At 73.9% G+C, this 18,381-nt stretch carries 19 protein-coding genes and 1 pseudogene; 1 reads left to right on the top strand and 19 read right to left on the bottom strand.

The features are described 5' to 3' along the window. Positions 1 to 100: pseudogene (locus tag ACWDD9_RS38435) on the top strand (IS481 family transposase); the annotation flags it as partial. On the opposite strand, the gene ACWDD9_RS38430 reads toward ACWDD9_RS38435, so the two are convergent. The 19 genes from ACWDD9_RS38430 to prcA all read right to left on the bottom strand — a co-directional run bounded on the left by ACWDD9_RS38430 (position 97) and on the right by prcA (position 18,283). Beyond that, entirely contained in the window at positions 97 to 1,032 is a 936-nt protein-coding gene (locus ACWDD9_RS38430) for an ornithine cyclodeaminase family protein (RefSeq protein ID WP_338016276.1), read from the bottom strand. The pseudogene ACWDD9_RS38435 and the gene ACWDD9_RS38430 overlap by 4 nt on opposite strands. 23 nt (positions 1,033 to 1,055) lie before the next feature. After that, the gene (locus ACWDD9_RS38425; protein WP_049660238.1) at positions 1,056 to 2,084 is read right to left on the bottom strand and encodes a proline racemase family protein; all 1,029 of its coding nucleotides are present in this window, start codon (positions 2,082 to 2,084) and stop codon (positions 1,056 to 1,058) included. After that, positions 2,084 to 3,442 carry an aldehyde dehydrogenase family protein gene (locus ACWDD9_RS38420; RefSeq protein ID WP_079272090.1) on the bottom strand — a complete coding sequence of 453 codons (1,359 nt, stop codon included), beginning with the start codon at positions 3,440 to 3,442 and terminating at the stop codon, positions 2,084 to 2,086. Before ACWDD9_RS38420 ends, ACWDD9_RS38425 begins: the two co-directional genes overlap by 1 nt. Positions 3,443 to 3,492: 50 nt before the next feature. Then, positions 3,493 to 4,497 carry a proline racemase family protein gene (locus tag ACWDD9_RS38415; RefSeq protein ID WP_049660310.1) on the bottom strand — a complete coding sequence of 335 codons (1,005 nt, stop codon included), beginning with the start codon at positions 4,495 to 4,497 and terminating at the stop codon, positions 3,493 to 3,495. Between the two features lie 93 nt (positions 4,498 to 4,590). Next, positions 4,591 to 5,454 carry a dihydrodipicolinate synthase family protein gene (locus tag ACWDD9_RS38410; protein ID WP_369808372.1) on the bottom strand — a complete coding sequence of 288 codons (864 nt, stop codon included), beginning with the start codon at positions 5,452 to 5,454 and terminating at the stop codon, positions 4,591 to 4,593. A gap of 179 nt (positions 5,455 to 5,633) precedes the next feature. Further along, the gene (locus ACWDD9_RS38405; RefSeq protein WP_449814166.1) at positions 5,634 to 7,049 is read right to left on the bottom strand and encodes an FAD/NAD(P)-dependent oxidoreductase; all 1,416 of its coding nucleotides are present in this window, start codon (positions 7,047 to 7,049) and stop codon (positions 5,634 to 5,636) included. After that, positions 7,030 to 7,347, bottom strand: a complete 318-nt coding sequence (locus tag ACWDD9_RS38400) for a (2Fe-2S)-binding protein (RefSeq protein WP_049652011.1) — start codon at positions 7,345 to 7,347, stop codon at positions 7,030 to 7,032. The genes ACWDD9_RS38405 and ACWDD9_RS38400 overlap by 20 nt, the downstream gene beginning before the upstream one ends. Before the next feature lie 79 nt (positions 7,348 to 7,426). Next, entirely contained in the window at positions 7,427 to 8,587 is a 1,161-nt protein-coding gene (locus ACWDD9_RS38395; RefSeq protein WP_049652010.1) for an NAD(P)/FAD-dependent oxidoreductase, read from the bottom strand. A 153-nt stretch (positions 8,588 to 8,740) separates the two neighbouring features. Next, on the bottom strand, positions 8,741 to 9,634 hold the full coding sequence (tatC, locus tag ACWDD9_RS38390; protein ID WP_049652009.1) for a twin-arginine translocase subunit TatC: 894 nt from the start codon (positions 9,632 to 9,634) through the stop codon (positions 8,741 to 8,743). A 163-nt stretch (positions 9,635 to 9,797) separates the two neighbouring features. After that, complete coding sequence (gene tatA / locus ACWDD9_RS38385; RefSeq protein ID WP_449814165.1) at positions 9,798 to 10,103, bottom strand: Sec-independent protein translocase subunit TatA; 306 nt, start codon at positions 10,101 to 10,103, stop codon at positions 9,798 to 9,800. A gap of 191 nt (positions 10,104 to 10,294) precedes the next feature. After that, positions 10,295 to 10,507, bottom strand: coding sequence for a hypothetical protein (locus tag ACWDD9_RS38380; RefSeq protein ID WP_049652007.1), 213 nt, complete (start codon positions 10,505 to 10,507; stop codon positions 10,295 to 10,297). Positions 10,508 to 10,528: 21 nt separating this feature from the next. Next, positions 10,529 to 10,759 carry a hypothetical protein gene (locus tag ACWDD9_RS38375; protein WP_049652006.1) on the bottom strand — a complete coding sequence of 77 codons (231 nt, stop codon included), beginning with the start codon at positions 10,757 to 10,759 and terminating at the stop codon, positions 10,529 to 10,531. A gap of 3 nt (positions 10,760 to 10,762) precedes the next feature. Further along, the gene (locus tag ACWDD9_RS38370) at positions 10,763 to 11,689 is read right to left on the bottom strand and encodes a helix-turn-helix transcriptional regulator (protein WP_181970795.1); all 927 of its coding nucleotides are present in this window, start codon (positions 11,687 to 11,689) and stop codon (positions 10,763 to 10,765) included. A 26-nt stretch (positions 11,690 to 11,715) separates the two neighbouring features. After that, complete coding sequence (locus tag ACWDD9_RS38365; protein ID WP_049652004.1) at positions 11,716 to 12,690, bottom strand: helix-turn-helix transcriptional regulator; 975 nt, start codon at positions 12,688 to 12,690, stop codon at positions 11,716 to 11,718. A 177-nt stretch (positions 12,691 to 12,867) separates the two neighbouring features. Then, positions 12,868 to 13,251, bottom strand: a complete 384-nt coding sequence (locus ACWDD9_RS38360; protein ID WP_380660957.1) for an FKBP-type peptidyl-prolyl cis-trans isomerase — start codon at positions 13,249 to 13,251, stop codon at positions 12,868 to 12,870. Between the two features lie 163 nt (positions 13,252 to 13,414). Then, positions 13,415 to 14,728 carry an FKBP-type peptidyl-prolyl cis-trans isomerase gene (locus ACWDD9_RS38355; protein ID WP_049652002.1) on the bottom strand — a complete coding sequence of 438 codons (1,314 nt, stop codon included), beginning with the start codon at positions 14,726 to 14,728 and terminating at the stop codon, positions 13,415 to 13,417. Between the two features lie 203 nt (positions 14,729 to 14,931). Further along, positions 14,932 to 15,921: an FKBP-type peptidyl-prolyl cis-trans isomerase gene (locus tag ACWDD9_RS38350; RefSeq protein ID WP_074002320.1), complete on the bottom strand. Its 990-nt coding sequence runs from the start codon at positions 15,919 to 15,921 to the stop codon at positions 14,932 to 14,934. Positions 15,922 to 16,044: 123 nt separating this feature from the next. Further along, positions 16,045 to 17,406, bottom strand: coding sequence for a Pup--protein ligase (pafA, locus tag ACWDD9_RS38345; RefSeq protein WP_049652001.1), 1,362 nt, complete (start codon positions 17,404 to 17,406; stop codon positions 16,045 to 16,047). A 121-nt stretch (positions 17,407 to 17,527) separates the two neighbouring features. Continuing rightward, complete coding sequence (gene prcA, locus ACWDD9_RS38340; protein ID WP_049652000.1) at positions 17,528 to 18,283, bottom strand: proteasome subunit alpha; 756 nt, start codon at positions 18,281 to 18,283, stop codon at positions 17,528 to 17,530. Between the last annotated feature and the right edge of the window lie 98 nt (positions 18,284 to 18,381).

Raw genomic sequence — 18,381 nt, 5'->3', positions numbered from 1 at the left:
CGACTGGCTCCACACCTACAATCACCACCGCGGACACACCGCACTCGCAGGCAAACCACCCGCCAGCCGCGTCCCCAACCTCACGGGTCAGAACACCTAGGACGCGGCCCGGTACACCTCCGCTGCGACGGCCAGGTCCTGCCAGGCCATCCCGACGCTCTTGAAGAACCGCGGCCGCCCGTCGGGCACCAGCGCGTCGCCGCGCACCAGTTCGGCGAGGTTCCACAGCTGCCGCCCGGCCACGCCCGCCATCAGCAGGTCCCCGGCCTCGCGCTCCGCGACGGTACGCGCCTCGACGTACAACTCGGCGCGCTGGACGAGCAGTTCGTCCACCTCCCGGGCGTCCGGCTCGTGCGAGCCGACCGCCGCCACCGCCGCGTGGGCGGGCACCAGGGCGCCGTCGAACAGCGGGGTGCGCGCGGTGGTGCAGCAGACCACCAGGTCCGCCTCGCGGACCGCGCGCGGGTCGCCGACCTCGGCCGCCAGCCCGAGCTTCCGCCCGTAATCGGCCAGCGCCCCGGCCCGTTCGGCGTTGCGCGCCACCACGGTGAGCCGGCGCAGCGGCCGGACGGCGAGCAGGGCGTCCAGGTGCCCGTACGCCTGCGGTCCGGAGCCGAACAGCACCAGGTGCTCGGCCTCCGGCACGGCCAGCCGCCGCAGCGCGGCCGCGGTGACGGCGGGCGTGCGCAGCGCGGTGAGCGCGGCGCCGTCCAGCAGGGCGAGCGGCTGGAGGGTGGGCCCGTCCAGCAGCAGGTAGCTGCCGGTGATCCGGGGCAGTCCGGCCGACGGGTTGGCGGGCGCGACCCCGGCGATCTTCACGCCGGCGTACGGCCCGGCGGCGGCCGGCATCATCAGCAGTTCGCCGGCGGGCACCGGTACGGCCGACCGGGCGGGTGCCGCCTCCGGGTCGAACCCGTCCAGCAGCACCCGCTCGATCGCCCCCACCGCCCCGGCGGGCCCGACCCCGCCGGTGCCCGGCACGGCGTACTGGAGCGGCACAACCGCCGCGCCGGGCACTTCGGTTGGCTTCACGGCTTCGGTCGCACGCACGGTGGTCACAGCAGGAACCCCGCTCCCAGGTCGTCGTCCGGCTCCAGCACGAAGCCGTGCTCGCCGGTGCGGAAGGCCGTCCCGCCGACCTCGGTGACCACGCCCTCGCCCTGCGGGTCGCCGCCCGGGAGGACCTGCCCGCTGAAGACCGTCCCGATGATCGACTCGTGCCGCAGCGGCTCGCCCGGGGCCAGCCGCCCCTCGGCGGCGAGCACCGCGAGCCGGGCGGAGGTGCCGGATCCGCAGGGCGAACGGTCGATCTGGCCGTCCGCGAAGACGGTGACGTTGCGCTGGTTCAGCACCCCGTCCACCGGGGGGAGTTCGTCATGGAGGATGACCCCGTAGACGCCCGACAGCCGGGCGTCCGTCGGGTGGGCGACCGCCTCCGAGCCGGCCAGCGCGGCCCTGATCTCCCGCCCCACGGCGGTGAGTTCGGGCAGCTGCTGCTTCTCCACGGCGAGCCCGAGGGCGGCTGCGGGCACCGAGGCGTAGCAGGCGCCGGAGTGCGCCACGGCGACCTCCACGGTGCCGCGCGAGGTCTCCACCGGGAGCTTCAGCGCGGTGACCCGGCTGGGCACGTTGCGGAAGGTCACCCCGGTGGTCCGCCCACCGGCGCGGTGCACCAGGGCGGTGACCCGGCCGGACGGCACGTCGATCCGCACCCGCGCCACGCCGTCCGCGGGGGCGGCCACCAGTCCGGAGTCCACCGCCCAGGCGCCGAGCGCGATGGTGCCGTGTCCGCAGGCGGTGGAGTAGCCGTCCTTGTGCCAGAACAGCACGCCCAGGTGCGCCTCGTCGTCGTCCGGCGGGACCAGGAAGCCGCCGTACATCCCGGCGTGGCCGCGCGGTTCCCGGCTGAGCAGCTGCCGGACCTCGTCCAGCGCGCTGGGCCGGGGCGCGGTCGCGCTGCCGCCCGCGCCGAGCGCGATGGCCCGGCGCTCGGCGACGGTGTCGCCGGGGATCGGGGGCACGCCGTCCAGCACGATCCGGAACGGCTCGCCGGCCGTGTGGTAGTCGACCGTCCGTACGAACATCAGAGCGCACCTCCGCCCGGCAGCACGCTGACGGTCCGGCTGACGGTGTAGAAGTCCAGGGCGGCCTGGCCCTGTTCGCGGTCGCCGTGGCTCGCGCCCTTGGCCCCGCCGAAGGGCAGGTGGAAGTCGACGCCGCTGGACGGGGCGTTGACCCGGATCATGCCCGCGTCCAGCCGGTCGGCGGCGGCCAGCGCCACGTCCAGGCTGCGGGTGTGCACCGAGGTGGAGAGGCTGTGCGGGGTGTCGTTGGCGAGCGCGATGGCCTCGTCCAGGTCGGCCGCGGCGTGCAGCACCGCGATCGGGCCGAAGAACTCCTCGCGGGCCAGCGGGTGTTCGGCCGGCACCTCGGCGAGCAGGGTCGGCTCGACGTACCAGCCGGTCCGCTCGGGCACCCCGCCGCCGGTGAGCACGCTGGCCCCGGCCTCGACGGCCGAGGAGACGGCCCCGGTCAGCCGCTCCCGCGCACCGGCGTTGATCACCGGCCCGCAGACCGCGTCGTCGACCGCCGCCAGCGCCTTGACCAGCGCCTCGCGCAGCGGCTCGTACGCGGCGCCGACCGCGATCACCCGGCTGGTGGCGGTGCACTTCTGCCCGGCGTACCCGGCGATGGCCGCGGCGATGTGCCCGGCGGCCTGCGCGATGTCGGCGTCCGGCAGCACCAGCGCGGCGTTCAGCCCGCCGAGTTCGGCCTGCACCGGTACCCCGCGGTCGGTCGCGGCCCGCACCACGGCCCGGCCGACGCCGGTCGAGCCGGTGAAGGAGACCACGTCGGCGGCGTCGACCAGCGCCGCGCCCTCCTCCGCCCCGCCGGGCAGCACCGTGAACACGTCCTCGGGCAGCCCGGCCAGCTCCGCCAGCCGCAGCGCGCAGGCCGTCGCCTCGGGGGCCGGCTTGAGCACCACCGCGTTGCCGACGGCGAGGGCCGGCGCGGCCTTCCAGGTCGGGATCGCCAGCGGGAAGTTCCACGGCGCGATCAGTCCGGCGACCCCGTACGGGCGGCGGCGGGTGAACAGCAGCCCGGGGCCGGCGGCGGTCTCGTGCACCGCCCCGGAGGGCGCGTACGGCGCCTGCGCGTAGTAGCGCCAGATCGCCGCCGTGCGGGCGACCTCGCCGAGCGCCTCGGCCAGCGGCTTGCCGACCTCGCGCACGATCAGCGCGGCCAGCTCGTGGGCGTGCGCCTCCACGGCGTCCGCGATCCGGCCGAGCGCCGCCGACCGGGCGCCCGCCCCGGCGGCGAGCCAGTCGCCCTGCGCCGCCCGGGCCCGCCCGACGGCGGCCCGCACGGCCTCGGCGCCGGGCTCCTCGACGGCGACCACGAGGTCGTCGGGGTCGGCGGGGTTGTACGAGGTGATGGTCACGGCCAGCAGCCCTTCGGGGGGAGGTACGGGGACGAAGGAGGAAGGAGGGGTCAGAGCAGGAAGCCCGCCGGGAACGGGTCGCTCGGGTCGAGGAAGTACTGGGCGGTGCCGGTGACCCAGGCCCGCCCGGTGACGGTGGGCACCACCGCGGGCAGCCCGGCCACCTCGGTCTCCTCGACCAGCCGCCCGGTGAAGGTGGTCCCGATGAAGGAGTCGTTGCGGAAGTCCCGCCCGAGCGGCAGTTCGCCGCGCGCGTGCAGCTGGGCCATCCGCGCCGAGGTGCCGGTGCCGCAGGGCGAGCGGTCGAACCAGCCGGGGTGGATGGCCATCGCGTGCCGGGAGTGCTCGGCGGTGGAGCCGGGGGCGAGCAGCTGGACGTGGTGGCAGCTGTGGATGGACGGGTTCTCCGGGTGCACCGGCCGGTCCGGGCCCGCGTTGATCGCGTCCATCATGGCCAGGCCGGCGTCCAGGATCTCCTGCTTGCGCTCGCGCTCGAAGGGCAGCCCGAACTCGGCGAGCGGCAGGATGGCGTAGTAGTTGCCGCCGTACGCGAGGTCGTAGGTCACCGTGCCGTAGCCGGGCACCTCGACCTTGCGGTCCAGGGCGACGGAGTAGGAGGGCACGTTGCGGATGGTCACCGCCTTGGCGGCGCCGTCCTCGACCTTCACCTCGGCGACCACGAGTCCGGCCGGGGTGTCCAGCCGTACGGTGGTGACCGGCTCGACCACCGGGACCATCCCGGTCTCGACCAGTACGGTGGCGACCCCGATGGTGCCGTGCCCGCACATCGGCAGCAGTCCGGAGACCTCGATGTAGAGCACGCCGAAGTCGGCGTCCGGCCGGGTCGGCGGCTGGAGGATCGCGCCGCTCATCGCGGCGTGGCCGCGGGGCTCGTACATCAGCAGGGTGCGGAAGTGGTCCAGGTGCTCCTGGAAGTGCACCCGGCGCTCGGCCATGGTGGCGCCGGGGATGACGCCGAAGCCGCCGGTGATCACCCGGGTCGGCATGCCCTCGGTGTGCGAGTCGACGGCGTGGAACACGTGGCGGCTGCGCATGGGTCACAACTCCCGTACAGGTTCGGATGGTTGGTGGGTAGGCCGGGCCGACTGCCGCCGCAGCCGGCCCGGAGGCCCGGGATCGCGCCGGTGTCAGACCAGGCCGTCGGCCAGCGCCTTCTCGGTGGCCGCGCGGACGGCCTCCTCGATCTCCGGGACGAGCGGCAGGCGCGGGGCGCGCACCGGGCCGCCGGGGCGCCCGGCGATGTCCATCGAGAGCTTGATGGCCTGGACGAACTCGGTCTTGGAGTCCCAGCGCAGCAGCGAGTGCAGCGACTTGTACAGCGGCAGCGCGTTCTCCAGGTCCTTGGAGACGGCGGCGTCGTAGAGCGCGACCGAGGCGGCCGGCAGGGCGTTCGGGTAGCCGGCGATCCAGCCGACCGCGCCCGCGAGCGCCAGCTCCAGCAGCACGTCGTCGGCGCCGATCAGCAGGTCCAGCCCGGGGGCCAGCTCGGCGATCTCGTACGCCCGGCGGACGTCGCCGCTGAACTCCTTGACCGCGACGATCGAGCCCTCGGCGTGCAGCTGGGCGAGCAGCGTGGGGACGAGGTCGACCTTGGTGTCGATGGGGTTGTTGTACGCCACGATCGGCAGCCCGGCCTTGGCGACCTCGGCGTAGTGGGCGCGCACCGAGGCGTGGTCGGCCCGGTAGGCGTTCGGCGGCAGCAGCAGGACGGAGCCGGCGCCGGCCTCGGCGGCCTGCTCGGCCCAGCGGCGGGACTCGGCGCTGCCGTAGGCGGCCACGCCGGGCATCACCCGGGAGCCGTCGCCGGCCGCCTCGATGGCGACCTCGACGACCTTGGCGCGCTCCTCGGCGGTGAGCGTCTGGTACTCGCCCAGCGAGCCGTTGGGGACGACGCCCTCGCAGCCGGAGTCGATCAGCCAGCGGACGTGCTCGGCGTAGGCGTCGTAGTCGACGGAGTGGTCCGGGCGCAGCGGAAGCGTGGTGGCGACCATGATGCCGCGCCAGGGACGGGTGCTGTCGTGCTGGGTGATGGACACATGAGCTCCTTGATGAGGTGTGACATTTTACTAGAGTGGACGGGCCGGAGACAAGGTCCCCGGCCCGTCCTTCGACGACGGACCCCGGGGACGTGCCCGACCGTTCCCGCCCGACGCGAGCGGTCGGGCACGCCCTACGCCTCCGGGTTCGGCCCCGCCGCCAGCTGGGAGAGCGGCACCGGGCAGCCCAGCGGCCGCCGGTCCGGCCCCGGCTCACCCGGTCCGGCCAGGCAGGCCACGGCCGGACCGCACATCCGGCCCTGGCACCAGCCCATCCCGGCCCGGGTGAGCAGCTTCACGGTGCGCGGATCGCCCGCGCCCAGGTCCTCGACGGCCTCCCGGATCGCCGCCACCGGCACCTCCTCGCACCGGCAGACGTCGGTGTCCGGACGCAGCCAGCCGGTCCAGCCGGGGCCCGGCCGGTGCGCGGCGGCCATCAGGTCGGCGAAGGCCCGCAGCCGGGAGCGGCGGCGCAGCAGCGCGGCCGCGGGCCGCTCCCCGGCCACCGCGTGCGCGGCCAGCTCGCCCTCGGCGAGCGCGAGGTCCGCGCCGCCGACGCCGTTGGTCTCCCCCGCCGACCAGAGGCCGGGCACGCTGGTGCGCAGCCGGGCGTCGACCTCCAGCGCGACCGCGCCGTCCGGCCCGGTCACGGTCCGTGCGCCGAGCTCGGTGGCCAGGTCGATCTGCGGCAGCAGGCCGTGGCCGACGGCGAGCGCGTCGCAGTCGATCCGCCGCCCGGTGCCGGGCACCGGCCGCCAGTCGGCGTCCAGCCGGGCCACCGTGACGCCGGTGACCCGGTCCGTCCCGTGCGCCTCGACCACCGCGCTGCGCGGGCGCAGCCGTACGCCGTGCCGCAGCAGCGCACCGCCGTGCCCGGCGCCCTCGACCAGCTTGCCGGGGACGGCCGCCAGCACGCCGGGGCGCCGCGCGTACCCGAGGTAGGCGGTGGCCTCGACCACGGCGGGCACCTCGGCCCCGGCGGTGACCAGCGAGGAGGCCGCCGCGAGCAGCAGCGGGCCGCTGCCGGCCACCACGATCCGCTTCCCGGGCAGCACCAGGCCGGCCTTGAGCATGGCCTGGGCACCGCCCGCGGTGACCACCCCGGGCAGGGTCCAGCCGGGGAACGGCAGCTGCCGCTCGTACGCGCCGGTGGCGAGCAGCACCGACCGGGTCAGGACGGTGGCCCGGTCGGTGCTCTCCGGTCCGCGGGTGACGTGCACCGCGAAGCCGTCCCCGGTGCGCTCCAGCGCCCAGACCTGGTGCCCGGCCCGGAAGTCGGCCCGCCCGGCACGCCCGTGCGCGTCGAGCCGGTCGGCCAGCCCGGTGTAGGCGGACCAGTGGTGGTGCAGCCGGTCCGGCCGGGCCGCGCCGAGGCCGGGCGCCGGGTGGCGGTAGTACTGCCCGCCGGTGCTCTGCCCGCCGTCCAGCAGGGCGCAGCGCAGCCCGAGGTCGGCGGCGGTGACGGCGGCGGCCAGCCCGGCCGGGCCGGCGCCGACCACCACGAGGTCGTACGGCGGGGCGTCGAGGGGTTCAGACGGCGAGGTCGGCACGGCCGTGGCCCTCCTGGGTGGTGACGGTGGTGCCGGGCTCGGCGGGGAGCAGGCAGGTGCGCTGGTTGGGGCGGCCGTCCACGGTGGCCAGGCAGTCGAAGCAGGCGCCGATCCCGCAGAACGCCCCGCGCGGCTTCCCGCCGACCCGGGTGGTGCGCCAGGCGAGCACGCCGTCGGCCCAGAGCGCGGCGGCGATCGACTGCCCGGGCAGCGCGGGGACGGGCCGCCCGTCGAACTCGATGTGGTGGGCGGGCCCGGGCTCGGCCTCGACCAGCCCGGCGGGGGTGCGGCGGCGCATCGGCGGCCTCTCCAATCTCACGGGTCCAGGAAGGAATCTCACACAGGCCTCGGTCGCAGGCGGCCGGGCCGTCACGCCGTCACTCGGCCGGGAAGCGGTCCGCCCGGAACGGCGCGAGGTCCAGCTCCGGCTGCTTGCCGGTGAGCTGCTCGCTGATCAGCAGCCCGGTCGCCGGGGCCAGCCCGATGCCGGCCCCCTCGTGCCCGCAGGCGTGGTAGAGCCCGGGCACCCGGGGGTCCGCGCCGATGGCCGGCAGGTGGTCCGGCAGGTACGGGCGGAAGCCGCGGTAGGCGCGCAGCACGGTGACGTCGGCGAGCACCGGGAAGAGGGCGGCGGCCTGGGCGGCGAGCCGGCTCAGCACCTCCTGGGAGAGCGTGCGGTCGAAGCCGACCCGCTCACGGCTGGCGCCGATCAGCACCGGCCCGCCCGGGGTGCCCTCGATCACGGCGGAGGTCTCCAGCCCGGCCGATCCGCTGGCCACGTTGGCCACGTAGTCGGCGGCGTAGACCTTGTGCCGCACGACCCGCGGCAGCGGCTCGGTGACCAGCACGAAGCCGCGCCGGGGCAGCACCGGCAGGTGCACCCCGGCCAGCGCGGCCACCTCGCCGCCCCAGGTGCCGGCCGCGTTCACCACGGCGGGGGCGGCCAGGTGCCGCCGGTCGGTCCGGACGCCGCGCACGGCGCCGTCCGGGCCCCGGTCGACGGCGGTGACGCTCTCCCCGGTGATCAGCTCGGCGCCCATCCGGCGGGCCTCGCGCAGCAGGTGGGCGGCGGCGAGGGCGGGCTGGACCTGGGCGTCCTGCGGGTAGTGGAAGCCGCCAGCCAGGCCCTCGGCCAGGTGCGGCTCCAGCTCGCGCAGCCGCTCGCCGGGCACCTCCTCGGCCTCGACCCCGACGGCGCGCTGCCCGTCGGCGAAGGCCCGCAGCGCGTCCTGCCCGGCGGCGGTGGAGGCGACCACCACGCCGCCCTTGGGCTCGTACTCGATCGCCGGGCCGAGCCGCTCGGCGAGGTCGCGCCAGAGCCGGGTGCTGAGCAGGGCGAGGTCGAGTTCGGGGCCGGGCTCCTTGTCGGAGACCAGCAGGTTGCCCTCGCCCGCGCCGGTGGTGCCGCCGGCCACGGGCCCGCGGTCCACGACGGCGACGGCGAGCCCGGCGCGGGCGGCGTAGTAGGCGCAGGCGGCGCCGACCACACCGGCGCCGACCACGACCACGTCCAGGGGAGGTGTCTCGGTCTTCAGCACGCCAGTAATATGTCACATACCATGCGAGCTGCCAAGACCACCCGCCGAAACCCGGAACCGCCCCGACCAGCGGAAAGCCCCGGCCCACCGCTCGGCAGCGGCGGACCGGGGCTCCCTCAGGCCTCAGGGCCTGTCTTGTGGATCCCTACCGACTCAGGTGATGTCGTCCATCTCCTCGCGGCGGGACGCCGGCACCGAGGCGCCGGCCGCCGGGGCCGCCGAGGCCTGGACGGACTCCGCACCGGCCACCGGCTGCACCGAGAGGTCCAGGTGCGAGGCCTCCTCGTCGTCCAGCCCGGAGTCCGGGTTGCGGCGCGCCTTGCGCTTGTCGTTGAAGATCGCGATCGCCACCGCGATGAAGTACAGCGCCCAGATCGGCGCGGCCAGCGCCAGCATGCTCAGCGGGTCGGCGCTCGGCGTGGCGAAGGCCGCGAACACCGTGATGCCCATGACCATGCCGCGCCACCAGCCCAGCAGCCGCTTGCCGCCGACCACGCCGACCATGTTCAGCATCACCAGCAGCAGCGGGAACTCGAAGGCGAGGCCGAAGACCAGCACCATCCGGGTGGCGATGTCGAAGTAGTCCTCGGGCGGCAGGATCGGCGTGGTGTCGTTCGGGGTGAACGAGAGCAGCACGTCGACCGTGGTCGGCAGCACCAGAATGGCCACGGCCACACCGGCCAGGAACAGCGGCGTCCCGCAGATCAGGAAGACGACCGTGTACTTCTTCTCGTGCCTGTGCAGGCCCGGCGCCACGAAGGCCCAGACCTGGTAGAGCCAGATCGGCACGGTCCCGACCACGCCCGCCGTCAGGGCCACCTTCAGCATCCAGGTGAAACCGGCGGTCAGACCGATGTTCGAGACCTGGGCGCACTTGCCGTGGTAGTGCTTGGCCAGCTCCAGGGTTTCGCACCGCGGCAGCGGCTGCAGCAGGAAGTCCTCGATCTGCTTGTGGTAGACCGCCGCCACGATGGTGATCAGCACGATCGCCAGGACCGACTTGACCACGCGGTTGCGCAGTTCCCTCAGGTGGTCGGCGAGGGCCATCCGCCCCTCAGGATCCTTTGACGCCTTCGGCGCCTTGGAGAGCTTGCTCAACCCCGGTCCTCAACTCGTGCGTCGGGGCCCGCCGGTCGGCGGGCCTCCGTGGTCGCGAACGCCGCGCACACGGTGTGCGCGGCGGGCGTCAGGTGCCTCACGTGCGCCGCGCTCAGTGCGGGCGGTCGCCGTCGGGCGCGGAGGCCCCGGCGGAGGGCTCGGTCACCGGACGGGCCGTGGCCGACGCTCCCGGAGCCGCCTGGACGGTCCTGGCCGCGGCACCGTCGACCGGGGCCGGAGCCGGGGCGGGCCGGGACGGCTGCTCGGACTCGCCGTCCGAGCGCATCGCCTGCGCCTCGCTCTTCAGGATCCGCATCGACTTGCCCAGCGAGCGCGCCAGGTCCGGGAGCCGCTTGGCTCCGAACAGCACGATGGCGAGGATCACGATCACCACGATCGCGGTCATCGAGATGCGCATGCGCGACCACCTTCAGTCATGGCGGCCCGACGGGCCGTCCGCTGCGGATGGTAACCGCTGCGGATGACGCCACGACGACGGCCGCCCGAACAGGACAGCGGCCCCCGGTACACGGTTCAGGAGCCAACTGAGAGCGTAACCCGCCCCCGCCCGCGCGCAGCAGCCCCCGTACCACCGCGGTCCCGACCGTGCTATGCGGCGGGGACGCTCCGCTCCCCCGCCGGGGCGCCCTGGGCCGGCACCGCGTCCGCCAGGTCCCCGGCCGCCGCGGCCAGCGCCCGCGAGGCCGCGTCCACGCCCTTGGCCAGCGCCCGCACGTCCAGCCAGAGCCGGATCGCGAGGACCCCGAGGACCAGCAGGCCCGCGGTGGCGAGCAGGACGGCGGCGACGAGCATCCAGGACATGCGCCCCAGCCTATACGCGTACTACCCCTCGGCCGGGACGAGCCGCATGGTGCGCACCCCGGCCCCGGTGAGCGCCTCGACGATCTTCTCCCCGGCCGGCTTGCGCACCGCCGCCCCGCACCGCGGGCAGCCGAAGCTGTAGTGCGCCTGGGCCGGGGTGCGACCGAGGGTCAGGCGGAAGTCCTCGGCCGGGAGCTCCACCTTCTCCCGGCACTCGGAGCAGTACACCTTGAATCTGGTCCCGGGTTCCACCGCTCAGACCCGCCCCTCCCCGTAGGCGGCCAGCGCCTCCCGCGCGGCCGAGCGCGCCTGCTCGGCGAGCTCGGGCGGCGAGACGATCCGGCCGTCCCGGCCCAGCCGCAGCGCCAGCGGGCGCAGCTGGGAGGGGTCGGCGCTGCGCAGGGTGATCCGCAGCCCGCCGTCGGGCAGTTCCTCGGCCCGGTCGTGGGTGTAGTACTCGGCCACCCAGCGGCCGCCGGAGGAGACTTCGACGACCACCTCGGGGTCGTCCGCCGCCGGGTTGACCAGCCCGCCGCTCAGGTCCCGCGGCTCGCGCCGGGGCGGGTCGGCCGGGACGTCCAGGACGCGGATCTCGGCGACCCGGTCGAGCCGGAACATCCGGTGGTCCTCGGAGGTGCGGCACCAGGCCTCGAGGTAGGTGTGGCCCTCGGTGAGCAGCCGGATCGGGTCGACCTCGCGCTCGGTCATCCCGCCGCGCCCGTGCGAGTAGTAGCGCAGCCAGAGCCGGCGGCCCTCGCTGAGCGCGCGGTCGATGTCGGCGAAGACGTGGCTCTCCGCCTCGAAGGTCACGCCGACCCGGGCGCTGCCCTCGGCGCTCTCCCCCGCCGCGTTCTCGATCTTGGCGACGGCCCGGGTGAGCGCCTCCCGGTCCCCGGCCCGCAGGCCCGGCAGTCCGGCCACCGCGCGGGCGGCCACCAGCAGCGCGGTCGCCTCGTCGGCGGCCAGCCGCAGCGGCTGGGCGACGTCGTCGACGTTGTGCCACCAGATCCGCTCGCCGTCGGTGTCGATGTCGAGCAGGTCGCCGCCGCGGAAGCTGGTGCCGCACATCGGCAGCACGTTGAGGTCCGCGATCAGCTCGCGCTCGCTGATCCCGAACGCCCGGGCCACCTCGGCGACCTCGGCCCCGGGCCGCTCGCGCAGGTAGGTGACCAGCGACAGCATCCGTCGCGTCTGGTCGATGGCGTTGCTCACGCGCCCACTCCTTCGAAACCCGCGACCGCCCGCAGCCGGTCGACCACATCCGCCCGCAGCTCCTCCGGCCCGAGCACCAGCACGTCCGGCCCGAACTCGGCCAGGTCCGCGCCGAGCCCGTTGCCGTACGGGATCTCCAGCTCGTCCCACAGCTCGTCCACCCGGGTGCTGCCCAGCGCCTTGGTCCGCAGCGGGAAGCCGGCGCCCCGGCGGACCCGGACGGTCGCGGTGGCGGTCGCCCCCTCGCCCGCGAACTTCGCCACGGTGGCCCGGACGTCCACGTGCTCGGGCACGGCGCCGAGGAAGGCCCCGGACTTCGCCTTCACCCGGCCGGTGATCCGGCTGAGCCGGAACACCCGGGCGTCGCCCCGGTCGCGGTCGTACCCGGCCAGGTACCAGTGCCCGCGCCAGCACTCCAGCGCCCACGGCTCGACGCTGCGCTGCTCGACGGCGGCGGCGCCGGCCTTGCGGTACTCGAAGGTGACCGGACGGCGGTCCCGGGCGGCGGTGAGCAGCGGCTCGAACGCGGCCTCCCGGGCGGGGATGCGCGGCTCCAGGGCGGTCCGGCCCTCGGCCTCGGCGAACGGCACCCCGGCCGCGCGCAGCTTCTGCAGGGCGCCGCTGGCCGCACCGGACATCTTGGCCTGCTGCCAGACCCGGGCCGCCAGGGTCAGCGCGGCCGCCTCCTCGGCGTCCAGGGCGATCTCGGGCAGCCGGTTGCGGTCGGCGCGGGCCAGGTAGCCGAGCTCGCCGTCCAGGGTGCTCTCGTCCACGTCGATCACCAGGCCGAGCTCGCGCAGGTCGTCCTTGTCCCGCTCGAACATCCGGTTGAAGGCGTCCTCGCTGCTGTTCTGCCAGGCCTCGCGGTACGCCTCGATGGATTCCCGCAGCTCCTTCTTGGAGAGCGGACGTCTGGTGTTCATCAGGCACAGGGCGAGATTCATCAGCCGCTCTGCCTTCGCGATCGCCATCGCTGACCCTTCCGGTGTGCCGCGCCGCGCGCGGGGTGCGCCAACCGGGCGATCACCACCCGGCGGGACCGACCGTACCGGTAGCGGTACGCACGGCAAAAGCGGCCTCCCCGAACGCCCCCGGACACGCCCGTGGGCCGGGCCCCCGGAGGGGTCCGGCCCACGGCACGAGCGGGCTCAGACGGCCAGCAGGTCGACCACGAAGATCAGGGTCGAGTGCGGCGGGATCGCCGAGGTCGGCGACTGGGCGCCGTACGCCAGGTGCGACGGGATGGTCAGCTCGCGACGGCCACCGACCTTCATGCCGACGACGCCCTGGTCCCAGCCCTTGATGACCCGGCCGCCGCCCAGCGGGAAGCGGAACTCGTTGGGGCTCCGGTTCCAGCTCGCGTCGAACTCCTCGCCGGTCTCGAAGGTCACACCGACGTACCGGACGCTGACGTTCTGGCCACGCTTGGCCTCCGCGCCGTCGCCCACGACGATGTCGCGGATCTGCAGCTCCGTCGGGGCGTCGCCGATCGGGAAGTCGATCTCGGGCTTCTCGTTGAGGTTGACGCTCACAGTCCCTCTTCTCACATTCGCTCTGCTGTCACGACCAAGCGGCGGACGCCCGCACCCGGTCCGTTCGTCCCGGACCACGGTACGGGCGCCCGCCGCCCGTTGGGGACCGGCCACGCGGCCGGACCCGAAGGTCACACGTGCACCATTGTCACCCGAAAGTGGATCAGCCCTGACCGGCGTCCAGGATGTCCACCACGAAGACCAGCGTCGCACCGGGCGGGATGTCGCCCTGGCCCTTGTCGCCGTAGCCCAGCGAGGCGGGGATCACCAGCTCGACCCGGCTGCCGACGGTCTGGCCCTCCAGGCCCTGGTCCCAGCCCTGGATGACCTGGCCGCCGCCGACCGGGAAGGTGAACGCCTGGCCCTTGCTGAGCGAGGAGTCGAACACCTTGCCGCTGGAGAACAGCGCGCCGGTGTACTGGACGACGACCTTCTCGCCCTTCTCCACCTTCGGCCCGGTGCCCTTGATCAGGACGTGCGACTTCAGCTCGGTCGGGTCCTTCGCCCCGGCGACCGGGGTGATCTCGGCCGGCTTCTTGCCGTTGTCCTTGACCTGCGGGAAGTCCGCGGGCGGCGGGGTGACGGTACCGCTCACCACGGCGTCGGGCGCGTTGGCGTTGCGGATGTCGATCACGAAGACCAGGTCGTCCTTGGGACCGATCGACATGTCGGCCTTGCCCTGGGCGCCGAACGCGGCGGCCGGCGGGGCCACCACCAGCAGCCGGCTGCCGGCCTTCTTGCCGATCACGGCCTGGTCCAGCGCCGGGATCAGCGAGTCGGTCCCGGCCTGGAAGATCTGCGGCTTCCCGTTGGCGTCGTACGAGCTCGGGATGTCCTTGCCGGTGTTCCAGTCCTTGGCGGTGTAGTCCACCGAGGCCCAGGAGTTCTTCTCCACCTTGGCGCCGGTGCCCTCGGTGAGCACCTTCACCACGAAGGAGCCGTCGGAGGCCTCGCCCGGGATCTGGATGTCGGCCTTCTTGCCGAAGTCGCCGGCGACCGTCGGCAGCACCTTGGCGCTGTCCTTGATCGGCGGCACCGGGTCGGCGGTCGGCGTGGGCGGCGCGCTCTTGGCCGCGTCCGGCTTGGCCGCGGCGCTGTCCTTGGAGCCGTCCTTGTTCACCATGTACAGCGTGACGCCGCTGCCGACCAGCAGCAGGGCGATCACCGTGCCGAGGATCACGCCCAGCTTGCCGACGCCGGGCGGGTTCTCGTCGTACCCGGCCTCCGACGTGTCGGACTTGCGCACGTTGGAGGCGAAGATCTGCGGGGCGTCGTCCGTCTTGGTCCCGCCCGCGGCGCGCGGCGCCTCGCCGGGCTGCGCCCAGCCCGCCTGCTGCGCCAGGATCGCCGGGGGGACGACGATCGACTCGCGGTCCCCGCCAACCGGACCGCCGGGACGAGAGGCGGCCGGGTCACCCGCGGAGCTGTCGTTCGCCGCGGTGCCGGCCCCGCCCGGGCTCGGCGTCTTCTCAGTCATGACTCCCCATCCATCTCGCCACGAGGTCTTCCAGGTCTGCGCCCGGCGTGGGCACGCCGGCCTGCCGTCGCACCGCCCGCCCCGGACCTCGGCGCCGGGCGGCGCCTGCCACAGTGCGTGGGCAGTATGACAGCTCAGGATGAGGGCGGACGCTTCGTTGTACGAGCGTCCGCCCAAGCGTACGGAATCCCCCCGGTGACTTCCTAGACCGCTTCGAGAATGTCGATCACGAAGACCAGGGTCGAGTTCGCCGGAACCGAGCCCTGCGCCTTGTCCTGGTAGCCGAGCGCCGGCGGCACCACCAGCAGGACCCGGCTGCCCACGTTCTGCCCGACCAGGCCCTTGTCCCAGCCCTCGATCACGCTGCCGGTGCCGATCTGCACCGCCTGCGCGCCGCCATGCGTCCAGGAGGCGTCGAACTGCTGGCCGTTGGCCCAGAGCACCCCGGTGTACTGCACCACCAGGGTCTGCCCGCTCTTGACCTGCTTGCCCTCGCCCTTGATCAGCACCGCCTGCTGGAGGTCGGTGGGCGCGGCCTGCCCGGTCGGGATCGTGATCGTGGCCGGCGCCTTGCCGTTGTCCTTGACCTGCGGCATCGTCGCGGCCGGCTCGGCCATCGCCCCGGTCAGCGTGGAGTCCGGCGGCAGGCTCTCCATGATGTCCAGCACGAACACCACGGTGTCGCCCTTGTTGACGCCCAGCTGGGTGGAGCCCTGCTCGCCGAAGGCCGCCGCCGGCGGCGCGACCACCAGCAGCCGGCTGCCCACCTTCTTGCCGATCACGCTCTGGTCCAGCGCCGGCACCAGCTGCCCGCTGCCGGCCTGGTAGAGCTGCGGCTTGCCGTTGGCGTCGTACGAACTGGGCAGGTCCTTGGCGGTGGTCCAGTCCCTGGCGGTGTAGTTGACCGTCACCCAGTCGCCCTTGTTGACGGTCGCCCGGTCGCCCTCGCTGACCGTGTTCACCACGAACTGGCCGCCGGGCTGCTGGCCCTCGGGGATGGTGATGGTGGCCTTGCTGCCGAACCCGCCACCCGAAAGAGTGGGCATCGGTGACGCCTCGCCGACCGGCGCGGGCACCGTCGGGGCGGCGCTCGCCGCGGACGGCGTCACCGGGCCCGCCGCCTTGGGCGAGCTGCTGCAGGCGACCGCGAGCAGCAACGGCAGGGTGAGAAGCAAACCGGCGGTGCGGCGCACGGTGGTCCTAACTGTCGGTCGAAGTCGGCTCTCCTGACTCGACGGACAGCGTATGCCCGGCACGCGTCCGGCCCCGGTAGACACCACCGGGGCCGGTCGCCGCCTTGATCACACAGCCGGGGGCTACATCCCCGCGATCAGCTTCTCCACCCGCTCGTCCACCGAACGGAACGGGTCCTTGCACAGCACCGTGCGCTGCGCCTGGTCGTTCAGCTTCAGGTGCACCCAGTCGACCGTGAAGTCCCGGCGCTGCTCCTGGGCCCGCCGGATGAAGTCCCCGCGCAGCCGGGCCCGGGTGGTCTGCGGCGGGATCGACTTGGCCTCGAAGGTCTTGAGGTCGGTGGTCACCCGCTGCGCCTGGCCCTTGCCCTGGAGCAGGTAGAACAGGCCGCGACGGCGGTGGATGTCGTGGTACGCGAGGTCGATCTGCGCCACCCGCGGGTTGGACATGCTCATCTGGTGCTTCTCGCGGTAGCGCTCGATGAGCTTGTACTTCATGATCCAGTCGATCTCCTGGGCGACCCCGTCCAGCCGCTCGCTGCGGACGGCCTCCAGGGTGCGGCCCCACAGGTCGAGGACCCGGGCGACGGTGCCGGTGTTGATGCCCTTGCGGTCCGCGAACTCCAGGGCCTTGGTGTAGTACTCCTCCTGGATGTCCAGCGCGCTGGCCTCCCGGCCGTTGGCGAGCCGCACCTGGTGGGTGCCGGTGAGGTCGTGGCTGACCTCGCGGATCGCCCGGATCGGGTTCTCCAGGGTGAGGTCGCGCATCACCACGCCGGCCTCGATCATCCGCAGCACCAGGTCGGTGGAGCCGACCTTGAGCAGCGTCGTGGTCTCCGACATGTTGGAGTCGCCGACGATCACGTGCAGCCGGCGGTAGCGCTCGGCGTCCGCGTGCGGCTCGTCCCGGGTGTTGATGATCGGGCGCGAGCGGGTGGTGGCGGAGCTGACACCCTCCCAGATGTGCTCGGCCCGCTGGCTGACGCAGAACACCGCGCCGCGCGGGGTCTGGAGCACCTTGCCCGCGCCGCAGATCAGCTGCCGGGTGACCAGGAACGGGATCAGCACGTCGGCCAGCCGGGAGAACTCCCCGTGCCGGGCGACGCAGTAGTTCTCGTGGCAGCCGTAGGAGTTCCCGGCCGAGTCGGTGTTGTTCTTGAAGAGGTAGACGTCCCCGGCGATGCCCTCCTCGTGCAGCCGGCGCTCGGCGTCCACCAGGAGCCCCTCGAGGATGCGCTCACCGGCCTTGTCGTGCGTCACCAGCTCGACGACGTCGTCGCACTCGGGGGTGGCGTACTCGGGGTGGGAGCCGACGTCGAGGTAGAGGCGGGCGCCGTTGCGCAGGAAGACGTTGCTGCTGCGGCCCCAGGAGACGACCCGGCGGAACAGGTACCGCGCCACCTCGTCCGGGGACAGCCGTCGCTGCCCGCGGAACGTGCAGGTCACGCCGTACTCGTTCTCCAGCCCGAAAATCCGGCGGTCCATGAGCACTCCATTCTCTGTCGGAGCTGTCCGAAACCGCCTCCACGACGACTGGGCCGCCGCAGGGGCACCGGAGTCCCGAACGACGGCGGCGGGGCCGCCGTCCGGGACTCCACAGGCACTGCTACACCGGCGTGCCGTCCGCCGGGTTGTCCTCGTCGTCCGCTTCCGCGGACTGGTCCCCGTCGAGCAGCCGGCCCAGCTGGTTGCCCAGGATCCGCTTGAACTTGCGCTGCTGGAACCGCTGGCGGTCGAGGACCGCCACCTCCAGCTGCTCCGGCGTGAGGCCGCGCGGGCTGCCGCCGTTGGGGTCGCGGGCGAGCGAGTCCACGGCGAGCTTCACCGCCTCGGTGAGGCCGATGCCGGCGCGGTGGCGCTGGCCCAGGTAGTTGCCGATCGAGTCGGCGTTGCCGCCGACCACCACGTAGTTCTTCTCGTCCACGACCGAACCGTCCGGCGTGAGCCGGTAGATCTGGTCGTTGTCGGGGGTGCGGCCGACCTCGGCCACGATCAGCTCGACCTCGTACGGCTTCTCGCCGACCGAGGAGAAGATGGTGCCCAGGGTCTGGGCGTACACGTTGGCCAGGCCGCGGGCCGTGACGTCGGCCCGGTCGTAGGAGTAGCCGCGCAGGTCGGCGTAGCGGACGCCGCCGATGCGCAGGTTCTCGAACTCGTTGTAGCGGCCGACCGCCGCGAAGGCGATCTTGTCGTAGATCTCGGAGACCTTGTGGAGCGCCCTGGAGGTGTTCTCCGCGACGAAGACGATGCCGTCGGCGTAGGTGAGCACGACCACGCTGCGGCCGCGCGCGATGCCCTTGCGGGCGTACTCCGCGCGGTCCGCCATGGCCTGCTGGGGCGAGACGTAGAACGGTGTCGACACCGGCGGTCGTCCCCTTTCTGTGAGGTGATGGCGTGGGGGTGTCTTGTGGAACTTAGCCGGGTCCGCGACGCCAGGGCACGCACCTCGCGGCGTTGTCG

The organism is Kitasatospora sp. NPDC001119, from assembly GCF_053598475.1.
The sequence above is the reverse complement of the archived record's forward strand: the minus strand, read 5'-3'. Positions and strand labels throughout refer to the sequence as shown.